We start from the raw sequence: 16,012 nt of genomic DNA, 5'->3' as shown, positions 1-16,012 counted from the left end.
TGTCCACCATCGGCTGATCCGGGCGAACCTGGGAGTCCGGAGCGCAGAACGCATGTGATCAGAACACACTCGGGACACGGTGAACGCCGGGTGTCTCCGACGTCCGATCGGCTCTTCGCCATCTCAGGCAGGGGCCTCCGTGGCCAGATCGCCCATCTTCCGTTCCATCGTCGTCGTCAGTACCGGGATCGGGTTGACCGCGGTACTCGCGCTCGGCGCCTCCTCGGCCGCGTCGGCCGCCACCATCATCGACGGCCCCGTCGGTCTCGGGACCGCGGCGAGCTACGGCGTCCTCGGTGCCCAGACCGTGACGAACACCGGGCCGACCGTGGTCAACGGTGACCTCGGGGTCTCGCCCGGTACCTCGATCACCGGCTTCGGCGGCACCGGCAACGGGACCGTGAACGGTACCGTGCACCAGACCGACGCCGCGGCCGCGCAGGCCCAGTCGGACACCACGACCGCGTACAACGTGGCCGCTTCGCTGACGCCGACACGGACCGGGCTCCAGGAGCTCAACGGGCTCAGCCTCAGCCCGGGCGTCTACAACGGCGACACGCTGCAGCTCGCGAACACCGGCCAGCTGACCCTGGCCGGCAGCGCAGACTCGGTCTGGGTGTTCCAGGCCGCGTCGACCCTGACGATCGGGTCCGGCACGAGGATCGTCATCACCGGTGGCGCCAGTTCGTGCAACGTGTTCTGGCAGGTCGGCAGTTCCGCGACCATCGGCAGCGCGGCCCAGTTCCAGGGCACCGTCCTCGCGGACCAGTCCGTGACGGCGACGACGGGTGCGACGGTCGTGGGCCGACTGCTCGCCCGGAACGCGGCGGTGACGCTCGACGACAACACCATCACCCGTCCGACCAACTGCCCGGCTGCCGGCACGCCGTCCGAGAGCGTCGCACCGACGATCACCTCGGGCACGCCGACCGACGCCACCGCGGGCACGCCGTACTCGTTCCCAGTCACCGCGACGGGCAACCCGGCACCCACGTACTCCGACGGCGGGACCCTGCCCCCGGGCCTCACGATCAACCCGGACACGGGTGTCATCTCCGGGACGCCCACCACGCCGGGCACCACGACGGTGACGATCACGGTCGACAACGGCACGGCACCGCCGGACACCGAGACCTACGTCGTGACCGTCCGCGCACCGGCACCCACGGCGACGCCGACCGCGTCGGCTCCCGCACCCACCGCACCCACGTCGACAGCTCCGGCGGTCCCGGTTGTCGGTGGCGGCGCCACCGGCGGCGGCACGACGGAACTGGCCTTCACCGGCAGCGACCCGACGATCCCGCTCGCCGCGGCGGGCGCGATGCTGCTCGGCGGGATCGCCGTGATGGTGCTCCGTGCTCGGACGCTCCGCGCACGGCGTCGGCGGCTCGGGGCGTAACGTCGAGCGCATGACGAAGCACTGGGTGGCTCCACGGTTCGGCGGCAGCGAGGTCCTCGAGTTCGTGGACACCGAGGTCGCCGCACCCGGACCCGGCGAGGTCACCATCGCGGTCCGGGCCGCCGGCATGAACCCCGCCGACACGAAGCACACGCGGCAGGGCGACCCGTCCGACCTGCCAGTGCTCGTCGGCTACGAGGTCGCCGGCGTGCTCACCGCCCTCGGACCGGACACCACCATCGCGTCCGGCGGGGGAGCGGTCGGCGACGAGGTCCTGGCGTTCCGGGTCGCCGGCGGCTGGACGTCGTCCCTCACCGTCCCGGCAGCGGACGTCTTCGCGAAGCCCGTCGGGCTCGACTTCCCCGAGGCGGCGAACCTGCTGCTCGCGGGCACCACCGCCGCTGACATGCTGCGCGTCACCCGTGCCGCGGGGCGCGACACCGTGCTGGTGCACGGCGCCTCCGGCGCAGTCGGCGTCAGCCTGCTGCAGCAGCTCCGCCTGCTCGGCGCACGCGTCGTCGGCACCGCCTCCGAGCGGGGTGCGGCCGTCGTGCGACGCTTCGGCGGCGAGTGGGTCGCGTACGGCGAGGGCCTGGAGGCACGGGTCCGGTCGCTCGCACCCTCCGGCATCGACGTGGCACTGGACTGCGTGGGCACCGACGAGGCCGTCGACGTCTCGCTCGCGGTGGTCGCGGACCGCGACCGGATCGTCACGATCGCGGCACCGGCGCGCGCCGCCGAGGCCGGGTTCGCGGCCGTCGGTGGGGCGCAGCCAGCGAGCAAGGCGTTCCGCGACTCGGTGCGGCAGCGACTGATCGACCTGGCCGGGGCCGGCCAGCTCGAGGTCCCGGTCGCGCGGACCTTCCCGCTCGCCGAGGCGAAGGCGGCCGCGGAGTTGCTGGAGTCCGGGCACCCCGGCGGCAAGCTCGCGCTGGTGCCCTGAGCCGGTCGAGCGCTGTCGCTGTGCTGTCGCTGTGCTGTCCTCCGCTGGGGGGACGCGTCCGGTCGGTGTCGCTGCCAGACTCGTCGGTGATCGCAGTCGGCCCCCGGAAGGAACGAACCAGTGAGTGACCAGTACCCGCCGCAGGACCCGTACGGCCAGCAGCCCGGACCGTACGGGCAGCAGCCCGGACCGTACGGCCAGCAGCCCGGACCGTACGGCCAGCAGCCGACCGGTCAGCGCCAGCCCCCGCTGTGGGCACCCTGGTACGGGATCCCGTTCGTGCAGGCGTTCCCGCGGTTCTGGAAGAAGTACGTCCGGTTCGACGGCCGCGCGAGCCAGTCGGAGTTCTGGTTCTGGGCACTCTGGTACGTCATCGGCTCGGCGGCCACCGGCATCGTCGGTGGGTTCTTCAACGTGCTGCCGTTCTTCGACGATGCGTCGAACGGGTTGAGTGGGTTGTGGGCCTTGGCCTGCGCCCTCGGCTTCATCGCGCTGACGGTGCGACGACTGCACGACGTGAACCTGAGCGGGTACTTCGCCTTCCTCTTCATCATCCCGCCACTCGGCGTCCTGTTCTCCCTGATCGTCGGTCTGATGGGCTCGAACCCGCAGGGGCAGCGGTACGACGAACCCCACCGCGGGTAGCGAGCGGCGGCCCCGCGACGGTTCTGGTTGACTCGGACCCGACTACCAGCCAACGATCGAGGGGGACACCGTGAGTGACCAGTACCCGCAGAACCCGTCCGGCCAGCAGCCGGGCGGCCAGCCGAACCCGTACAACGGAACGCCGCAGTACGGCCAGCAGCCGGCGACCGGCCCGAACGGCGAGCCGCCCATCTGGGCCCCCTGGTACGGGATCTCCTTCGGCAAGGCCGTCGGACGCTTCTTCAAGAAGTACGCGACCTTCAGTGGCCGCGCGAGCCGCAGCGAGTTCTGGTGGTGGTACCTGGCGAACGCGATCGTCGGCATCGTCCTCGGCATCCTGTACGGCATCGGCTTCGCCACGTCGGAGCGCTCGACGGTGTCGATGTCCACCGCGACCTCGGCGAGCGTCCAGTCGACCGTCACCAGCCCGTCAGCGCTCTTCGTGATCGCCGGCATCCTGCTCGGACTCTGGGGCCTCGCGATCATCATCCCGACGCTCGCCCTCGGCTGGCGACGCCTGCACGACGCGAACCTGCCCGGTGCCCTGTGGATCATCGCGATCTTCGTCGGCATCGTCGGCATCGTGTTCGGCCTGCTGCCCTCGAACCCGCAGGGCGAGCGCTACGACCGACCGACCGGCGCTCGATGAGCAACGACACACCGCAGTGGGGTCAGCCCGGCGGCGACCAGCCGTCGGGGCAGGCCGACCCCGGGCAGCAGCAGCCGGGGTACGGGCAGCAGCCCGGGTACGGCCAGCAGCCTGCCCAGTACGGCCAGTACGGCCAGCAGCCCGGGTACGGTCAGCAGCCCGGTCCCTACGGGCAGCAGCCCGGTCAGTACGGGCAGCAGCCCGGGTACGGCCAGCAGTACGCCGACCCGTACCCGCAGGCCGGCCCGCCGATCCCGGTCGGGCCCGACGGAGCTCCGCCGCTGTGGGCACCCTTCTACGGTGCCGGGTTCCTCGACGCCTTCACCCGGTTCTTCAAGAAGTACGCCCGGTTCGACGGGCGCGCCAGCCGCAGTGAGTACTGGTACTGGGTCCTGGCGAACGCGATCGTCACCGTCGTGCTGTTCGGCGGGTTCTACGCGATCCTGTTCTCGTCCATCGCCGCGAACACCCAGGTCGACGAGTACGGCAACACGGTCGGCTCGTCGGCGCCGTCGCCGTTCGCGTTCGTCCTGCTCGCGCTCTACGGGCTGTGGTGGCTCGCGACGCTCGTGCCGAACCTCGCACTCGGTTGGCGCCGCGTCCACGACGCGAACCTGCCCGGTGCGCTCTGGATCATCGGCTTGTTCGTGAGCATCGCCGCGATCGTGTTCGGCTGCCTGCCGCCGAACCCGGCCGGTGCGCAGTACGACCGTCCCGACCAGGCGTAGCACCACACAACGGCAATCGGCCCGCACTGCGCGAACGCGCGGTGCGGGCCGATCTGCGTCGTGCGCGGAGTCAGACCACGCGGAGTCGAGCCAGTGCACCGTCGACGACGAGGTCGCGGACGGTGACCGTGGGATCGGCGATCTGGAAGCGGAGCGCCCCGCCCGGCTGCTCGAACCACGGCTGCACGAAGCGGACGTTCACCATGAACGGGCGCTCGACCAGGTAGCGGTGGGTCTCCGGGACGCCGGCGACGTGCGGCGGCAGCGACCGGCTCGGCAGCGGGGTGTCGAGGGGGTGCAGCAGGTAACCGTCCGGACCACCGATGCGGTCGACGGGGACGCCCGCGGGGATCTGGATGGTCAGCCCCTGTTCGCCGGCCTGCGACACCTGCTGCGCCAGCTGCGGGTACGTCGACGCCGCACGGTCACGGAGCCCGTCGAGCTCGTGCCGGGCGATGTCGCGCGGAGCCGGGAACGGGCGGTTCAGGAACCGACGGAGCATCTCGACCGCGTCCTCCTCGCCGCGCGCGGTGGCGAGGCGACGGGCCGTGCCGTAGTCGACGACCTCGAGCGCGAACTCGTCGGACGCCTCGGCCGGGACCACGCGGAGCGCGCCCTCGACCGGCGGCTCGTGCAGGGTCTCTCCGGGGAGCTGCACGTAGCGGATCGTGTAGCCGAGCTGGTCGAGGATGGGGCGGGTGGCCGCGAACGTCATGGAGCGGAGCCTATCGGTGGAGTCGATGTCGAGTCTTGGACGCCCCCGAGTGTCAGGCGCGACCCCGCATGACGGCCTGCTTGACCTCGGAGATCGCCTTCGTCACCTGGATGCCACGGGGGCAGGCGTCGGTGCAGTTGAAGGTGGTGCGGCAGCGCCAGACCCCTTCCTTGTCGTTGAGGATGTCGAGGCGGACCTCGGCGGCATCGTCACGCGAGTCGAAGATGAAGCGGTGCGCGTTCACGATCGCGGCCGGGCCGAAGTACTGCCCGTCGGTCCAGAACACCGGGCACGACGAGGTGCACGCGGCGCAGAGGATGCACTTCGTGGTGTCGTCGAAGCGTGCGCGGTCGGCCACCGACTGGATGCGCTCCTTGCCCGGGGTGGGCGCCGTCTTCGGCTGCAGGAACGGCTGGACCTCGCGGAAGGACTTGAAGAAGGGCTCCATGTCGACGACGAGGTCCTTCTCGAGCGGCAGGCCCTTGATCGCCTCGACGTAGATCGGCTTCGAGACGTCGAGGTCCTTGATCAGGGTCTTGCACGCCAGCCGGTTCCGCCCGTTGATGCGCATCGCGTCCGAGCCACAGACGCCGTGGGCGCAGGAGCGGCGGAACGTCAGGGAGCCGTCCTGGTCCCACTTGATCTTGTGCAGGGCGTCGAGGATGCGGTCGGTCGGCAGCATCATGACGTCGAAGTCCTGCCAGCGCGGCTCGTCGTCGACGTCCGGGTCGAAGCGCCGGATGATGAGCGTGACGGAGAAGGACCCGGGAGGCGCGTCGGTGGTGTCGGTCCGGGGTGCGTCGGAGACCAGGGTGTCGGTCATCTCAGTACTTCCTCTCCATCGGCTGGTACCGGGTCACGACGACCGGCTTCCAGTCCAGCGTGATGTGGTCGTCGGCGAGCGACGAGTGCGGGTCGCCCGTCAGGTACGCCATCGTGTGCTGCATGTAGTTCTCGTCGTCGCGCTTCGGGTAGTCGTCGCGCATGTGGCCGCCGCGGCTCTCCTTGCGGTTGCGGGCCGAGTAGACGACCACCTCGGCCAGATCGAGCAGGAACCCGAGCTCGACGGCCTCGAGCAGGTCGGTGTTGAACCGCTTGCCCTTGTCCTGCACGGAGACCTGCATGAAGCGGTTCCGGAGCGTGTGGATGGTCTCGGTGACGCGGGCGAGGGACTCGTCGGTGCGGAACACCTGGGCGTTCTTGTCCATCTCGTCCTGCAGCTCCTTGCGCAGGACGGCGATGCGCTCGGTGCCGGTCGAGGCGCGCAGCTGGTCGAGCATCGCCCGGACGCCGGCAGCTGGGTCTTCGGGCAGCGGGAGGAACTCGGCGGTCTTGACCCACTCGGCGGCGTTGTTGCCCGAGCGCTTGCCGAAGACGTTGATGTCGAGCAGCGAGTTCGTGCCGAGACGGTTCGAGCCGTGCACCGAGACGCACGCGCACTCGCCGGCGGCGTAGAGGCCGGGGACGACGGTGGTGTTGTCGTAGAGCACCTGCGCGTCGGTGTTCGTCGGGATGCCGCCCATCGCGTAGTGCGCGGTCGGCATCACCGGCACCGGCTCGACGACGGGGTCGACGCCGAGGTAGGTGCGGGCGAACTCCGTGATGTCCGGGAGCTTGGTCTCGAGGACCTCGGCACCGAGGTGCGTGCAGTCGAGCAGGACGTAGTCCTTGTTCGGGCCGGCACCGCGGCCCTCTGCCACCTCTTGCACCATGCACCGGGCGACGATGTCGCGTGGGGCGAGGTCCTTGATGGTGGGGGCGTAGCGCTCCATGAAGCGTTCACCGGAGGCGTTGCGCAGGATCGCACCCTCGCCACGAGCACCCTCGGTCAGCAGGATGCCGAGGCCGGCGAGGCCGGTCGGGTGGAACTGGAAGAACTCCATGTCCTCGAGCGGCAGGCCCGTGCGCCACACGATGCCGACGCCGTCGCCGGTCAGGGTGTGCGCGTTCGAGGTCGTCTTGTACATCTTGCCGAAGCCGCCGGTCGCGAAGATCATCGCCTTGGCGTGGAACACGTGCAGCTCACCCGTGGCGAGCTCGAACGCGACGACGCCGGCCGGCTGCTTGCGCGTGACGCCGTCCTCGCCCACGACGTCGACCATGATGAGGTCGAGCGCGTAGAACTCGTTGTAGAACTCGACGCCGAGCTTGACGCAGTTCTGGAACAGCGTCTGCAGGATCATGTGGCCGGTGCGGTCGGCCGCGTAGCAGGCCCGGCGGACCGGTGCCTTGCCGTGGTCGCGGGTGTGGCCGCCGAAGCGACGCTGGTCGATCTTGCCCTCGGGTGTGCGGTTGAACGGCAGGCCCATGTTCTCGAGGTCGATGACGGCGTCGATGGCTTCCTTCGCCAGGATCTCGGCGGCGTCCTGGTCGACCAGGTAGTCGCCGCCCTTGATCGTGTCGAAGGTGTGCCACTCCCACGAGTCCTCTTCGACGTTCGCGAGGGCCGCGGCCATCCCGCCCTGCGCCGCACCGGTGTGCGAGCGGGTCGGGTAGAGCTTCGAGATGACGGCCGTCTTCGCCTTCGGGCCGGCCTCGATCGCGGCACGCATGCCCGCGCCTCCTGCGCCGATGATGACGATGTCGAACTGGTGGTGGTGCACGGTGGTCTCGGTCACAGGGGTCTTTCCGTAGACGGTGGGAAGGCGGTCGGCAGCGGGGATGGTGCTACTGCGCCGGGCAGAAGGAGGGCAGGTCCGCGGCGGCTGCGCCGGCGGGGCACGGGTCGAACGTCCAGCAGACGAGCAGGCCGAGGACGATCAGCACGACGCACGCGATGAGGATCGCGGCGAGGAGCGTCTTCCGGACCCCCGGCTTCGACACGTAGTCGTTGACGATCGTGCGCATGCCGTTCGAGCCGTGGATCAGCGCCAGGACGAGCATGAGGGAGTCCCACACCTGCCAGAACGGGTTGGCCCACTTGCCGGCGACGAAGGCGAAGTCGATCTGCTTGACACCCTCGCCCGCCACCATGTTGACGAAGAGGTGGCCGAAGATCAGCACGACGAGCAGGACGCCCGAGCCGCGCATGTAGATCCAGCCCCACTTCTCCCAGTTGGTGGAGCGGCGGGCGGCCGAGGCGGAACGGGGGGGTTCGACGATCTGCGTGGTCATCAGGTGCCCCTCTAGTTGAAGTCCGCGAAGAGGTTCATGAGCTGGCGGGGCAGGAAGCCCGCGATCGCGATCGCCCACAGGACGATGACGACCCAGAACATGGCCCGCTGGTACTTCGGCCCCTTGGACCAGAAGTCGACGAGGATGATCCGGAGCCCGTTGAACGCGTGGAACACGATGGCCATCACCAGGGCGATCTCGCCGAGGTTCATGATCGGGGTCTTGTACGTGCCGATGACCGCGTTGTACGCCTCGGGGGAGAGGCGCACGAGTGCCGTGTCGAGGATGTGCACGAGCAGGAAGAAGTAGATCGCGACACCGGTGATCCGGTGCAGGACCCACGACCACATGCCGGTCGATCCGCGGTACAGCGTGCCCTCGAGCTTCCGAGAAGCCCGTGGAGCATCGATACGCTTTCCATCGATACGTACGTCGGGGACGGCGGTCGCCGTACCGCCGCCGGTGGGCTCAGCCATGAGCTCGTCCTTCCATAGGACGGGCTCGCCCGATCGGCGAGCCCTTGCCGTTCGTGTTCGTGTGGAACACGACCCATCCTATGCGCGGGTGCTGACCTTCTCGTCCCGACCGGCCCGCAGGCCCCGACCGACGGGCGGCGCGCCGATGTTCCTGGCCGTGTCGTGGTGCCCCAGGAGCTGGTCGCCGACGGCCTCCCACGTGGTGCCCTCGACCCGGAGACGGCCCGCCGATCCCATCCGTTCCGCGAGTGCGCGGTCCTGGTGGAGCCGCAGGACCGCCTGACGGAGGGCCTGCGGTGCGTCGGTGTCGTAGAGCTCGCCGTCGAGTCCGGGGGCGACCAGGTCGAGCGGACCACCCGACGCCGGCGCGATCACCGGCAGTCCCGAGGCGTGCGCTTCCTGGAGGGTCTGCCCGAAGGTCTCGGCCGGACCGGTGTGCACGAAGAGGTCGAGCGAGGCGTACGCGTCGGCGAGGGCGTCGCCGCGCAACGGTCCGGTGAAGGTGACGTCGAGGTGCCGCAGGCGTCGCTCGAGCAGCGCCCGGGACGGCCCGCCGCCGGCCACGACGACGCGGATGCCGGGGATCCCGCCGAGCTCGGCGAGCCGTTCGACCTCCTTCTCCGGCGCCAGCCGCCCCACGTAGCCGACGATCGTCTCGCCGTGCGGGGCGATCCGGCGTCGGAGCGCCCGGACGTGGGCGGACTCCCGTCGGGCCGGGTGGAAGAGCTCGGTGTCGACACCGCGCCCCCAGCGGGCGACGCGGGGGACCCCGTCCTCGGCGAGCATCGCGGCGGTCGCGCTCGACGGTGCGAGCGTCAGCGAGGCGCCGGCGTGGATGCGGCCGAGGATCCTGCGGACCAACGGGACGGTCGCCGTCAAGCCGTTGCGGCGGGCGAAACCGGCCACGTCGGTCTGGAAGACGGCGACGGAGGGGATGCCGAGCCTCCCGGCTGCCGTGATCGCGCGCCCACCCAACAGGAACGGACTCGCGGCGTGGAGCACGTCGGCGCCGGAGGCGGCGAGGATCGTGTCGAGGACGGGGTGGGGGAGTGCGACGGGGAACTGCCGGTACGCGACGGCGGGGATCCGGTGCACGTCGAAGGAGCGGTAGCGCTCGACACTGCTGCGGGACCGGAACTGCGCGAGCCCCGGGGTGTCCGGTGCGATCACGACCGCGCGTTGGCCTCGGCGTTCCAGGTGGTCGAGGACCGCCAGGACGCTGGTGGTCACGCCGTTGAGGGTGGGCAGGAAGCTCTCGGTCACGACGGCGACGGTCCGGGGGGACGTGCCGCGCTCCACGCTGCGTGCGCTCATGGTGCTGCCCATGCTCCGGGCGTCACGTGACCCCGCGGGGCCGACGACGTGAACGGGGCGGAGGCGACGGGTGAACAACGCGACGCCTTCGCCGCGCGCACGCTGACGATGCCCTGCGGGAGCCCGCATGCGGGAATCGTGCGGAGACCACCCAGGATCCGCGCGGCAGGACCGGTACGGTGAGCGCGTGGCTGACGCTCTCGAAGACTTCTACGCGATCATCCCCGCAGGGGGCATCGGATCGCGCCTGTGGCCGCTGTCGCGCGCGGACGCACCCAAGTTCCTGCACGACCTGACCGGGTCCGGCACCTCGCTGCTCCGGCAGACCTGGGACCGGCTCGCCCCGCTCGCGGGCGAGCAGCGGATCATGGTCGTGACCGGACGGGCGCACCGCGTCGCCGTCGAGTCGCAACTGCCGGGGGTCGAGGACCACAACGTGGTGCTCGAGAGCGAGCCGAAGGACTCCACGGCGGCCATCGGCCTCGCCGCGGCGATCCTCGTGCGCCGTGAACCCGACGTCGTCATCGGCTCCTTCGCCGCCGACCACGTCATCGGGGACGCCCGCGGCTTCCGCCGTTCCGTGCGCGAGGCCGTCGCCGTCGCCCGTGCCGGGTACATCACCACCATCGGCATCACGCCGACCGAGCCCGCGATCGGCTTCGGGTACATCCACGCGCACGGCGACACCCTGGACATCGAGGGCGCACCGACCGCGCACGCCGTCCGGTCGTTCGTCGAGAAGCCCGACCTGGACACCGCACGCTCGTACGTCGAACAGGGCACGTACCTGTGGAACGCGGGCATGTTCATCGCCCGCGCCGATGTGCTGCTCGAGGAGATCGGCCGGAACAACCCGACGCTGCTGGCCGGCATCAACGAGCTCGCGGACGCCTGGGACACCTCGGCCCGCGGCGCGGTCGTCGACGCGGTGTGGCCCACGCTCGAGAAGATCGCGATCGACTACACCGTCGCCGAGCCGGCCGCCGCGGCGGGCCGCATGGCGGTCGTCCCCGGCGACTTCGACTGGGACGACGTCGGCGACTTCGCCTCGCTCGCCAAGCTGCAGTCCGGTGGCCGACCGAACAACCTCGCCGTGCTCGGTGACGGCGCCCGGATCCTGGCCGACTCGTCGAGCGGCATCGTGATCTCGCACAGCCAGCGGCTCATCTCGCTCATCGGCGTCGAGGACATCGTCGTCGTGGACACCCCCGACGCGCTCCTCGTGACCACCAGCGCGAACGCACAGCGGGTCAAGGGTGTCGTGGATGCTCTCAAGATCAGCGGCCGTGGCGACGTCCTGTGACGACGTCGTACCGGGCTCCCGTCCGGTGATGTGTCAGGTGTAGGGTCGCTGGGGAGCGACACGGGGGAGACACGGGGCGACGGTGGACATCGAGTTCGACGCGGGGGACGCGTCAGCACTGGCAACGGCGGTACGGGCAGCAGCAGCGACCCTGCGCGGGCAGGGCGGGAGCCGTTCGGGGGCGGCGGAGTCGGCACTGGCGGACTTCGCAGGCTCGTACGCCGACCGGTTCCGTGACGCCGTCGTCATCGAGGCCGAGGACCGCGGCAAGCTCGTCGGGGTGCTGACCGATCTCGCGTCCGGGGTCGACCGAGCCGCCCAACGCGCCGAGCAGGAGCGTGAGCGCGTCCGCGCGCACGCCGCCTGGAAGGTCCGAGAATCCGAGCGTCAGCAGTCGGCCGTTGATGCGCTCGCCGGACCGTTCTCCGGCGCGGCGGTCGATCTCTGGGGGACGTTGACCGACCGGGAACCCTCGAACGAGCCGCTCACTCGACCAACCGTCGACGCCGAGTTCCGCGGCCGTGAACGTGCTCGGTACGGAGCCGGCGCGAGCCGAGGGAAGAGCTCCGCCGACCCGACGGCACTGCGCGCGTTCGTCTCGACGGTGGCAGGGCTGGACGCCTCGGCTTCGGCGGAGGCGGCGCGAGTGCGATCGGCTTGGTCGTCGTTCCGGTCCTCGTGCGCATGGGTGCAGGTCGACCGCGGCAGCATGCCGGCTGGGTTCGACCGGTACGTCGCGGAGAACGACGAGGATCGGTCCTGGATCGCCAAGACCGCCCAGGCGTTCGAGGGCGCAGGCGGCGGCGCGCTCGCCGACGCCGTGCTCGACATCGCCGCCATGGGCCGGGCAGCGCCCGCGGTGCAGGGTCTGCTCGCGCCCGGCCTGACGCCGACGCAGGTCGCAGCGAAGTGGGCGGCGCTCGGTCTGACCACGGCCGACGCCGATGCGCTTCGTGCGCTGCCGACGTCGGTGCTGTCCGAGCTCGGCAACCTGGAGGGGATTCCGTACTGGGCTCGGAGCACGGCAAACGTCGTGGTCTTGAACCAGCGGTTGGGCGACGTCGAGCTCGAGATCGAGAGTCTTCTGGCGTCCGTGGCGTCCACGGGCGACGAGGGTGCCGCACGCGCGGCGGCACAGCGGATCGCGGCGCTGAAGACCGAGCTGAAGTCCCTGCGCAACATCAACGCGACGATGGCGAAGAAGGGGGCGGAGGGGGAGCGGTACCTCATCTCGCTCACCGACGACCAGCCCCCGCTGGCGGCCGTTTCGATCGGTGACCTCGACACGGCTGACTCCGTGACGTGGGCCGTTCCGGGGATGGACACGACGACCGCGGACATGAGTTCGTGGACGATGGCGGCGCAGAACATCTACGACGAGCAGGGGCGAGCTGCTGTCGATGGCGGGTTCTCCGGGACCCACGCAGTCGTCTCCTGGATCGGGTACGACACGCCGACGCCCGCAGAAGTTCTCTTCATGGGGAAGGCGAAGCGGGGCGGAGGGCAGCTTGCCGAGTCAATCCGTGGATTGGGGGCCGTGCGTACAGAGCGGATGCCGGAGACGAATGTCGTCGCGCACTCGTACGGCACGACCACGACGGCCGTCGCGTTGTCGCAACGAGGCGTTCACGTCGATCGGTTCGTGGCGCTCGGTTCAGCGGGGCTGCCTGACACTGTCGATTCAGCAGACGAGCTGCACGCCGGACACGTGTACGCGGCACAGGCGAAGGACGCACCAGTGGGGCAGGCCGGTCAGGGTGACGAGTGGGCTGCCTTCGGACGGGACCACAGCGTTGCGCATCATGTCGACCCAACGTCCGGGGACTTCGGGGCAACCGTGTTCGGTGCCAACGGCACGACGGCGGCTGACGGCAGGAAGCTGAATCCGGTCTTGCACCACGACCCGTTGAACAGTGACCTCAAGGGGTACCTCGACCGTGACACGGAGACGATCTACAACGTCGGGCGAGCGACGATCGGTTTGGACGACGAGCTCACCCCGCCAGGATCACGGTGACCGTGCGCAAGCAATGAGGAGAACGATGACCGTCGTAACGCCCGTCGGACGCGTGGCTGCGAGCGCGATGGCGCTCGTGGCGCTGGTGACCGTGCTCGCTGGGTGCGCCCGGCACCCCGAGGAGAGGAAGCCGTCCGTGAACCCTGAGACCGCGAAGCAGCAGATGATCGACGCCGTCGACGAAGTCACCGGGCGCCTGGGCGGTGAGTGGAAGCCCCGGACCGGGCCGGATTACGCCGAGAGATGTCAGCTGCCGGACGGTGAGGACGGTGCGCACTGGGTGTACCTCACTGGCCGGGCGGACGGCGGCAACCCGCAAAGTGACGCCGCGGAGACGGCTGATCGCTGGGAAGCACAAGGGATGACGATCGAACGCTGGGGCAAGGGAGACCGCCCGGCGATCGTCGGTCGTGGCGGAGGCTCGGTGGAATCGATCAGTCTGTACGCGTACCCGGGCAACTACACCGTGCAAGCCCTCTCGCTCTGCTTCCCGGGCGACGCCGACGAGCTGTGACGCAGGGCCGTCCCCCGGGTCCTGCGACGGGCACATCCGCCCGCGCGACCGTCTCGGGGATGACTGGGAAGCCCGTACGGGACCGGACGCGCCGGAAGGCTGCACACTTCCGGGCGGTGAGCCGGGCGCCCACCTGCGATACCTGATGGGCAGCGCGCGGACAGGGAGTCCCGAGACCGACGCTGCTCGAATGGTGCAGCACGGGGAGGCGCCGGGCACGGGCATCGTCCAGCGCGACTCGAGTGAGGGACGCGCGGTACTCAGGAGTGGAGGAGGCAATGTTTTGTCCATCAGCGTCTACGCCTACTCGGGGAACTCCACGGTCCAAGCCGTCTCGCTGTGTTTCCCGGGCGACGCGGACCGTCTGTGATGCTCGGTCAGGGCCGCCGGTGCAAGTCCTCCGCCGTCGCGTTCGTCCTGGGCGCCGTGGCGATAACGCTCGCCGGGTGCGTTCTGCGCGAGCCGGACGTGAGTGCGCCACCTCCGACGGAGCCTCCAATCGACGCTGACACCGCGAAGCAGCAGATGATCGATGCCATCGACGACGTCACGAAGCATCTGGGCGGCGTGTGGAAGCCTCGCACCGGCCCTGACGCTCCTGAGCACTGTGAGCTGCCTGACGGGACGCAGGGCGCCCACTGGGTGTACCTCACCGGCCGGACTTCAAGCGGCGACTCGCAGGACCCGGAATCTGACGCGAAGGCGACGCTCGCCCGCTGGAAGTCCCAGGGAATGAAGGTCGAGCGCTGGGCTGACCCCGATGGACCTGCGATCGTCGGCCGCGGAGGTGGCTCGATCGACTCGATCAACCTCTACGCGTTCCCCGGCGACTACACCGTCGAAGCCATCTCGCTGTGTTTCCCTGGTGACTCCGACGAACTCTGATCTCCAGAGATCCGCCGGTCCGGCGACGTCCTGTAGCGCTCCACCGACAAACCCCTCGAACTGGGGGTCCGAGCGTGACCCCGCGTTACGGGCGCGTTTCGGCGCGGTCGCGATCCCGTAACTGATCCGTCCGGGGCTCAGAACGGGTCCTGTACCGGCCGGGCGGTCGTGTACTGTCGCCACGATCGCCCGGAACGCACGTGGTCCGGGCACGCTCCCCGGAGGAACCCACCCGTGACATCTCGTACCCGACGCGTCGTCCTCAGCGGCTTCGCGCTCCTCGGCACCGCCGCCGTCCTCGCAGGCTGCGCTTCGGCGCCGTCCGACACGACGACCGCCAAGAAGACCGACTTCCGCCCCTGCATGGTCTCCGACGCCGGTGGCTTCGACGACAAGTCGTTCAACCAGCTCGGCTACGAGGGCATGAAGGACGCCGCCAAGGACCTCGGTGCCACCTACAAGGAAGCCGAGTCGAAGGACGCCACCGTCTACGACTCGAACATCCAGCAGCTCATCGGCCAGAACTGCAACCTCGTCGTGACCGTCGGCTTCAACCTCGCCGACGCCACGAAGAAGCAGGCCGCGGCGAACCCCGACACCGACTTCGCGATCATCGACGACAGCTCGATCGACGCGAAGAACGTCAAGCCGATCACGTTCGACACCTCGCAGGCCGCCTTCCTCGCCGGCTACGCAGCGGCGTCCTACTCGAAGACCGGCGTCGTCGGCACCTTCGGCGGCATGCAGATCCCGACCGTCACCATCTTCATGGACGGCTTCGCGGACGGCGTGAAGTACTACAACGAGCAGAAGGACAAGGACGTCCAGGTCAAGGGCTGGAACGTCGACACCGGCAAGGGTTCCTTCACCGGTGGTTTCGAGGCCGGCACGCAGGCCAAGTCGGTCGCGCAGACGCTCCTCGACCAGGACGCCGACGTGATCCTGCCCGTCGGTGGCCCGATCTACCAGTCGGCGGCAGAGGCCATCAAGGACGCCGACAACGGCTCCGTCCTCATCGGTGCGGACAGCGACCTCTACGAGGCCGACCCGCGCTACAAGGACATCGCCTTCACCTCGGTCGAGAAGGGCATGCGCCCGGCCGTGAAGGACGTCGTCGAGCAGGCGGCCGACAAGAAGTTCTCGAAGACCCCCTACGTGGGCACCCTCGAGAACGAGGGCGTCGGCATCGCGCCGTTCCACGACTACGAGTCCAAGGTCGACAAGGGCCTGCAGGGCGAACTGGACGACATCAAGGCCGGCATCATCGACGGCTCGATCAAGGTCAAGACCCAGTCCTGACCCGACGAACG

Annotated in this window: 16 protein-coding genes; 10 read left to right on the top strand and 6 right to left on the bottom strand. The window is 69.8% G+C overall.

The genetic code is table 11. From position 1 onward, the window contains the following. Positions 1 to 139 precede the first annotated feature (139 nt). The 5 genes from ITJ60_RS00660 (at position 140) to ITJ60_RS00640 (ending at position 4,364) form a co-directional block, all read left to right on the top strand. Positions 140 to 1,399 carry an ice-binding family protein gene (locus tag ITJ60_RS00660; protein WP_194646350.1) on the top strand — a complete coding sequence of 420 codons (1,260 nt, stop codon included), beginning with the start codon at positions 140 to 142 and terminating at the stop codon, positions 1,397 to 1,399. A 10-nt stretch (positions 1,400 to 1,409) separates the two neighbouring features. Then, positions 1,410 to 2,342 carry an NADP-dependent oxidoreductase gene (locus ITJ60_RS00655; protein WP_194646349.1) on the top strand — a complete coding sequence of 311 codons (933 nt, stop codon included), beginning with the start codon at positions 1,410 to 1,412 and terminating at the stop codon, positions 2,340 to 2,342. Positions 2,343 to 2,462: 120 nt separating this feature from the next. Beyond that, on the top strand, positions 2,463 to 2,987 hold the full coding sequence (locus tag ITJ60_RS00650) for a DUF805 domain-containing protein (protein ID WP_194646348.1): 525 nt from the start codon (positions 2,463 to 2,465) through the stop codon (positions 2,985 to 2,987). A 70-nt stretch (positions 2,988 to 3,057) separates the two neighbouring features. Further along, positions 3,058 to 3,636, top strand: a complete 579-nt coding sequence (locus ITJ60_RS00645; RefSeq protein WP_123292176.1) for a DUF805 domain-containing protein — start codon at positions 3,058 to 3,060, stop codon at positions 3,634 to 3,636. After that, positions 3,633 to 4,364, top strand: a complete 732-nt coding sequence (locus ITJ60_RS00640; RefSeq protein ID WP_194646347.1) for a DUF805 domain-containing protein — start codon at positions 3,633 to 3,635, stop codon at positions 4,362 to 4,364. Before ITJ60_RS00645 ends, ITJ60_RS00640 begins: the two co-directional genes overlap by 4 nt. A gap of 70 nt (positions 4,365 to 4,434) precedes the next feature. Here the strand turns inward: ITJ60_RS00640 and ITJ60_RS00635 are convergent, their stop codons facing one another. From ITJ60_RS00635 to ITJ60_RS00610, 6 genes are all read right to left on the bottom strand, one after another. Next, positions 4,435 to 5,079: a TNT domain-containing protein gene (locus ITJ60_RS00635; RefSeq protein ID WP_111086631.1), complete on the bottom strand. Its 645-nt coding sequence runs from the start codon at positions 5,077 to 5,079 to the stop codon at positions 4,435 to 4,437. A 52-nt stretch (positions 5,080 to 5,131) separates the two neighbouring features. Further along, positions 5,132 to 5,902, bottom strand: a complete 771-nt coding sequence (locus ITJ60_RS00630; protein ID WP_123292177.1) for a succinate dehydrogenase iron-sulfur subunit — start codon at positions 5,900 to 5,902, stop codon at positions 5,132 to 5,134. A gap of 1 nt (position 5,903) precedes the next feature. Continuing rightward, positions 5,904 to 7,697, bottom strand: coding sequence for a succinate dehydrogenase flavoprotein subunit (gene sdhA, locus ITJ60_RS00625; protein WP_123338916.1), 1,794 nt, complete (start codon positions 7,695 to 7,697; stop codon positions 5,904 to 5,906). 49 nt (positions 7,698 to 7,746) lie between these two features. Continuing rightward, on the bottom strand, positions 7,747 to 8,193 hold the full coding sequence (gene sdhD / locus ITJ60_RS00620) for a succinate dehydrogenase, hydrophobic membrane anchor protein (RefSeq protein WP_194646346.1): 447 nt from the start codon (positions 8,191 to 8,193) through the stop codon (positions 7,747 to 7,749). An 11-nt stretch (positions 8,194 to 8,204) separates the two neighbouring features. Beyond that, positions 8,205 to 8,669 (bottom strand): succinate dehydrogenase, cytochrome b556 subunit, encoded by a 465-nt coding sequence (sdhC, locus tag ITJ60_RS00615; RefSeq protein WP_111086627.1) that lies wholly within the window; start codon positions 8,667 to 8,669, stop codon positions 8,205 to 8,207. Between the two features lie 78 nt (positions 8,670 to 8,747). Further along, the gene (locus ITJ60_RS00610; protein WP_228509666.1) at positions 8,748 to 9,983 is read right to left on the bottom strand and encodes a glycosyltransferase family 4 protein; all 1,236 of its coding nucleotides are present in this window, start codon (positions 9,981 to 9,983) and stop codon (positions 8,748 to 8,750) included. A gap of 187 nt (positions 9,984 to 10,170) precedes the next feature. Between ITJ60_RS00610 and ITJ60_RS00605 the strand changes: the two genes are divergently transcribed. From ITJ60_RS00605 to ITJ60_RS00585, 5 genes are all read left to right on the top strand, one after another. Continuing rightward, positions 10,171 to 11,286 (top strand): mannose-1-phosphate guanylyltransferase, encoded by a 1,116-nt coding sequence (locus ITJ60_RS00605; RefSeq protein WP_123672266.1) that lies wholly within the window; start codon positions 10,171 to 10,173, stop codon positions 11,284 to 11,286. Between the two features lie 82 nt (positions 11,287 to 11,368). Beyond that, positions 11,369 to 13,303, top strand: coding sequence for an alpha/beta hydrolase (locus ITJ60_RS19200; RefSeq protein ID WP_194646344.1), 1,935 nt, complete (start codon positions 11,369 to 11,371; stop codon positions 13,301 to 13,303). Positions 13,304 to 13,328: 25 nt separating this feature from the next. After that, positions 13,329 to 13,817 (top strand): hypothetical protein, encoded by a 489-nt coding sequence (locus tag ITJ60_RS00595; RefSeq protein ID WP_194646343.1) that lies wholly within the window; start codon positions 13,329 to 13,331, stop codon positions 13,815 to 13,817. Positions 13,818 to 14,342: 525 nt separating this feature from the next. Beyond that, on the top strand, positions 14,343 to 14,702 hold the full coding sequence (locus ITJ60_RS00590) for a hypothetical protein (protein WP_194646342.1): 360 nt from the start codon (positions 14,343 to 14,345) through the stop codon (positions 14,700 to 14,702). Between the two features lie 234 nt (positions 14,703 to 14,936). Continuing rightward, positions 14,937 to 16,001 (top strand): BMP family lipoprotein, encoded by a 1,065-nt coding sequence (locus ITJ60_RS00585; protein WP_123292183.1) that lies wholly within the window; start codon positions 14,937 to 14,939, stop codon positions 15,999 to 16,001. Positions 16,002 to 16,012: the final 11 nt, after the last annotated feature.

Origin of the sequence: Curtobacterium sp. VKM Ac-2884 (assembly GCF_015350945.1) — a bacterium.
Taxonomy (GTDB): Bacteria; Actinomycetota; Actinomycetes; order Actinomycetales; family Microbacteriaceae; genus Curtobacterium.
Note: the sequence above shows the minus strand (reverse complement) of the source record. Positions and strands in the feature narration are given on the sequence as shown.

Excerpts from the sequence above, each read along its gene's own strand:
- sdhC (WP_111086627.1), bottom strand. The coding sequence starts at position 8,669 with ATGGCTGAGCCCACCGGCGGCGGTACGGCGACCGCCGTCCCCGACGTA.
- ITJ60_RS00630 (WP_123292177.1), bottom strand. The coding sequence starts at position 5,902 with ATGACCGACACCCTGGTCTCCGACGCACCCCGGACCGACACCACCGAC.
- ITJ60_RS00590 (WP_194646342.1), top strand. The coding sequence starts at position 14,343 with ATGATCGATGCCATCGACGACGTCACGAAGCATCTGGGCGGCGTGTGG.
- ITJ60_RS00635 (WP_111086631.1), bottom strand. The coding sequence starts at position 5,079 with ATGACGTTCGCGGCCACCCGCCCCATCCTCGACCAGCTCGGCTACACG.
- ITJ60_RS00595 (WP_194646343.1), top strand. The coding sequence starts at position 13,329 with ATGACCGTCGTAACGCCCGTCGGACGCGTGGCTGCGAGCGCGATGGCG.
- ITJ60_RS00655 (WP_194646349.1), top strand. The coding sequence starts at position 1,410 with ATGACGAAGCACTGGGTGGCTCCACGGTTCGGCGGCAGCGAGGTCCTC.
- ITJ60_RS00610 (WP_228509666.1), bottom strand. The coding sequence starts at position 9,983 with ATGAGCGCACGCAGCGTGGAGCGCGGCACGTCCCCCCGGACCGTCGCC.
- sdhD (WP_194646346.1), bottom strand. The coding sequence starts at position 8,193 with ATGACCACGCAGATCGTCGAACCCCCCCGTTCCGCCTCGGCCGCCCGC.
- ITJ60_RS00640 (WP_194646347.1), top strand. The coding sequence starts at position 3,633 with ATGAGCAACGACACACCGCAGTGGGGTCAGCCCGGCGGCGACCAGCCG.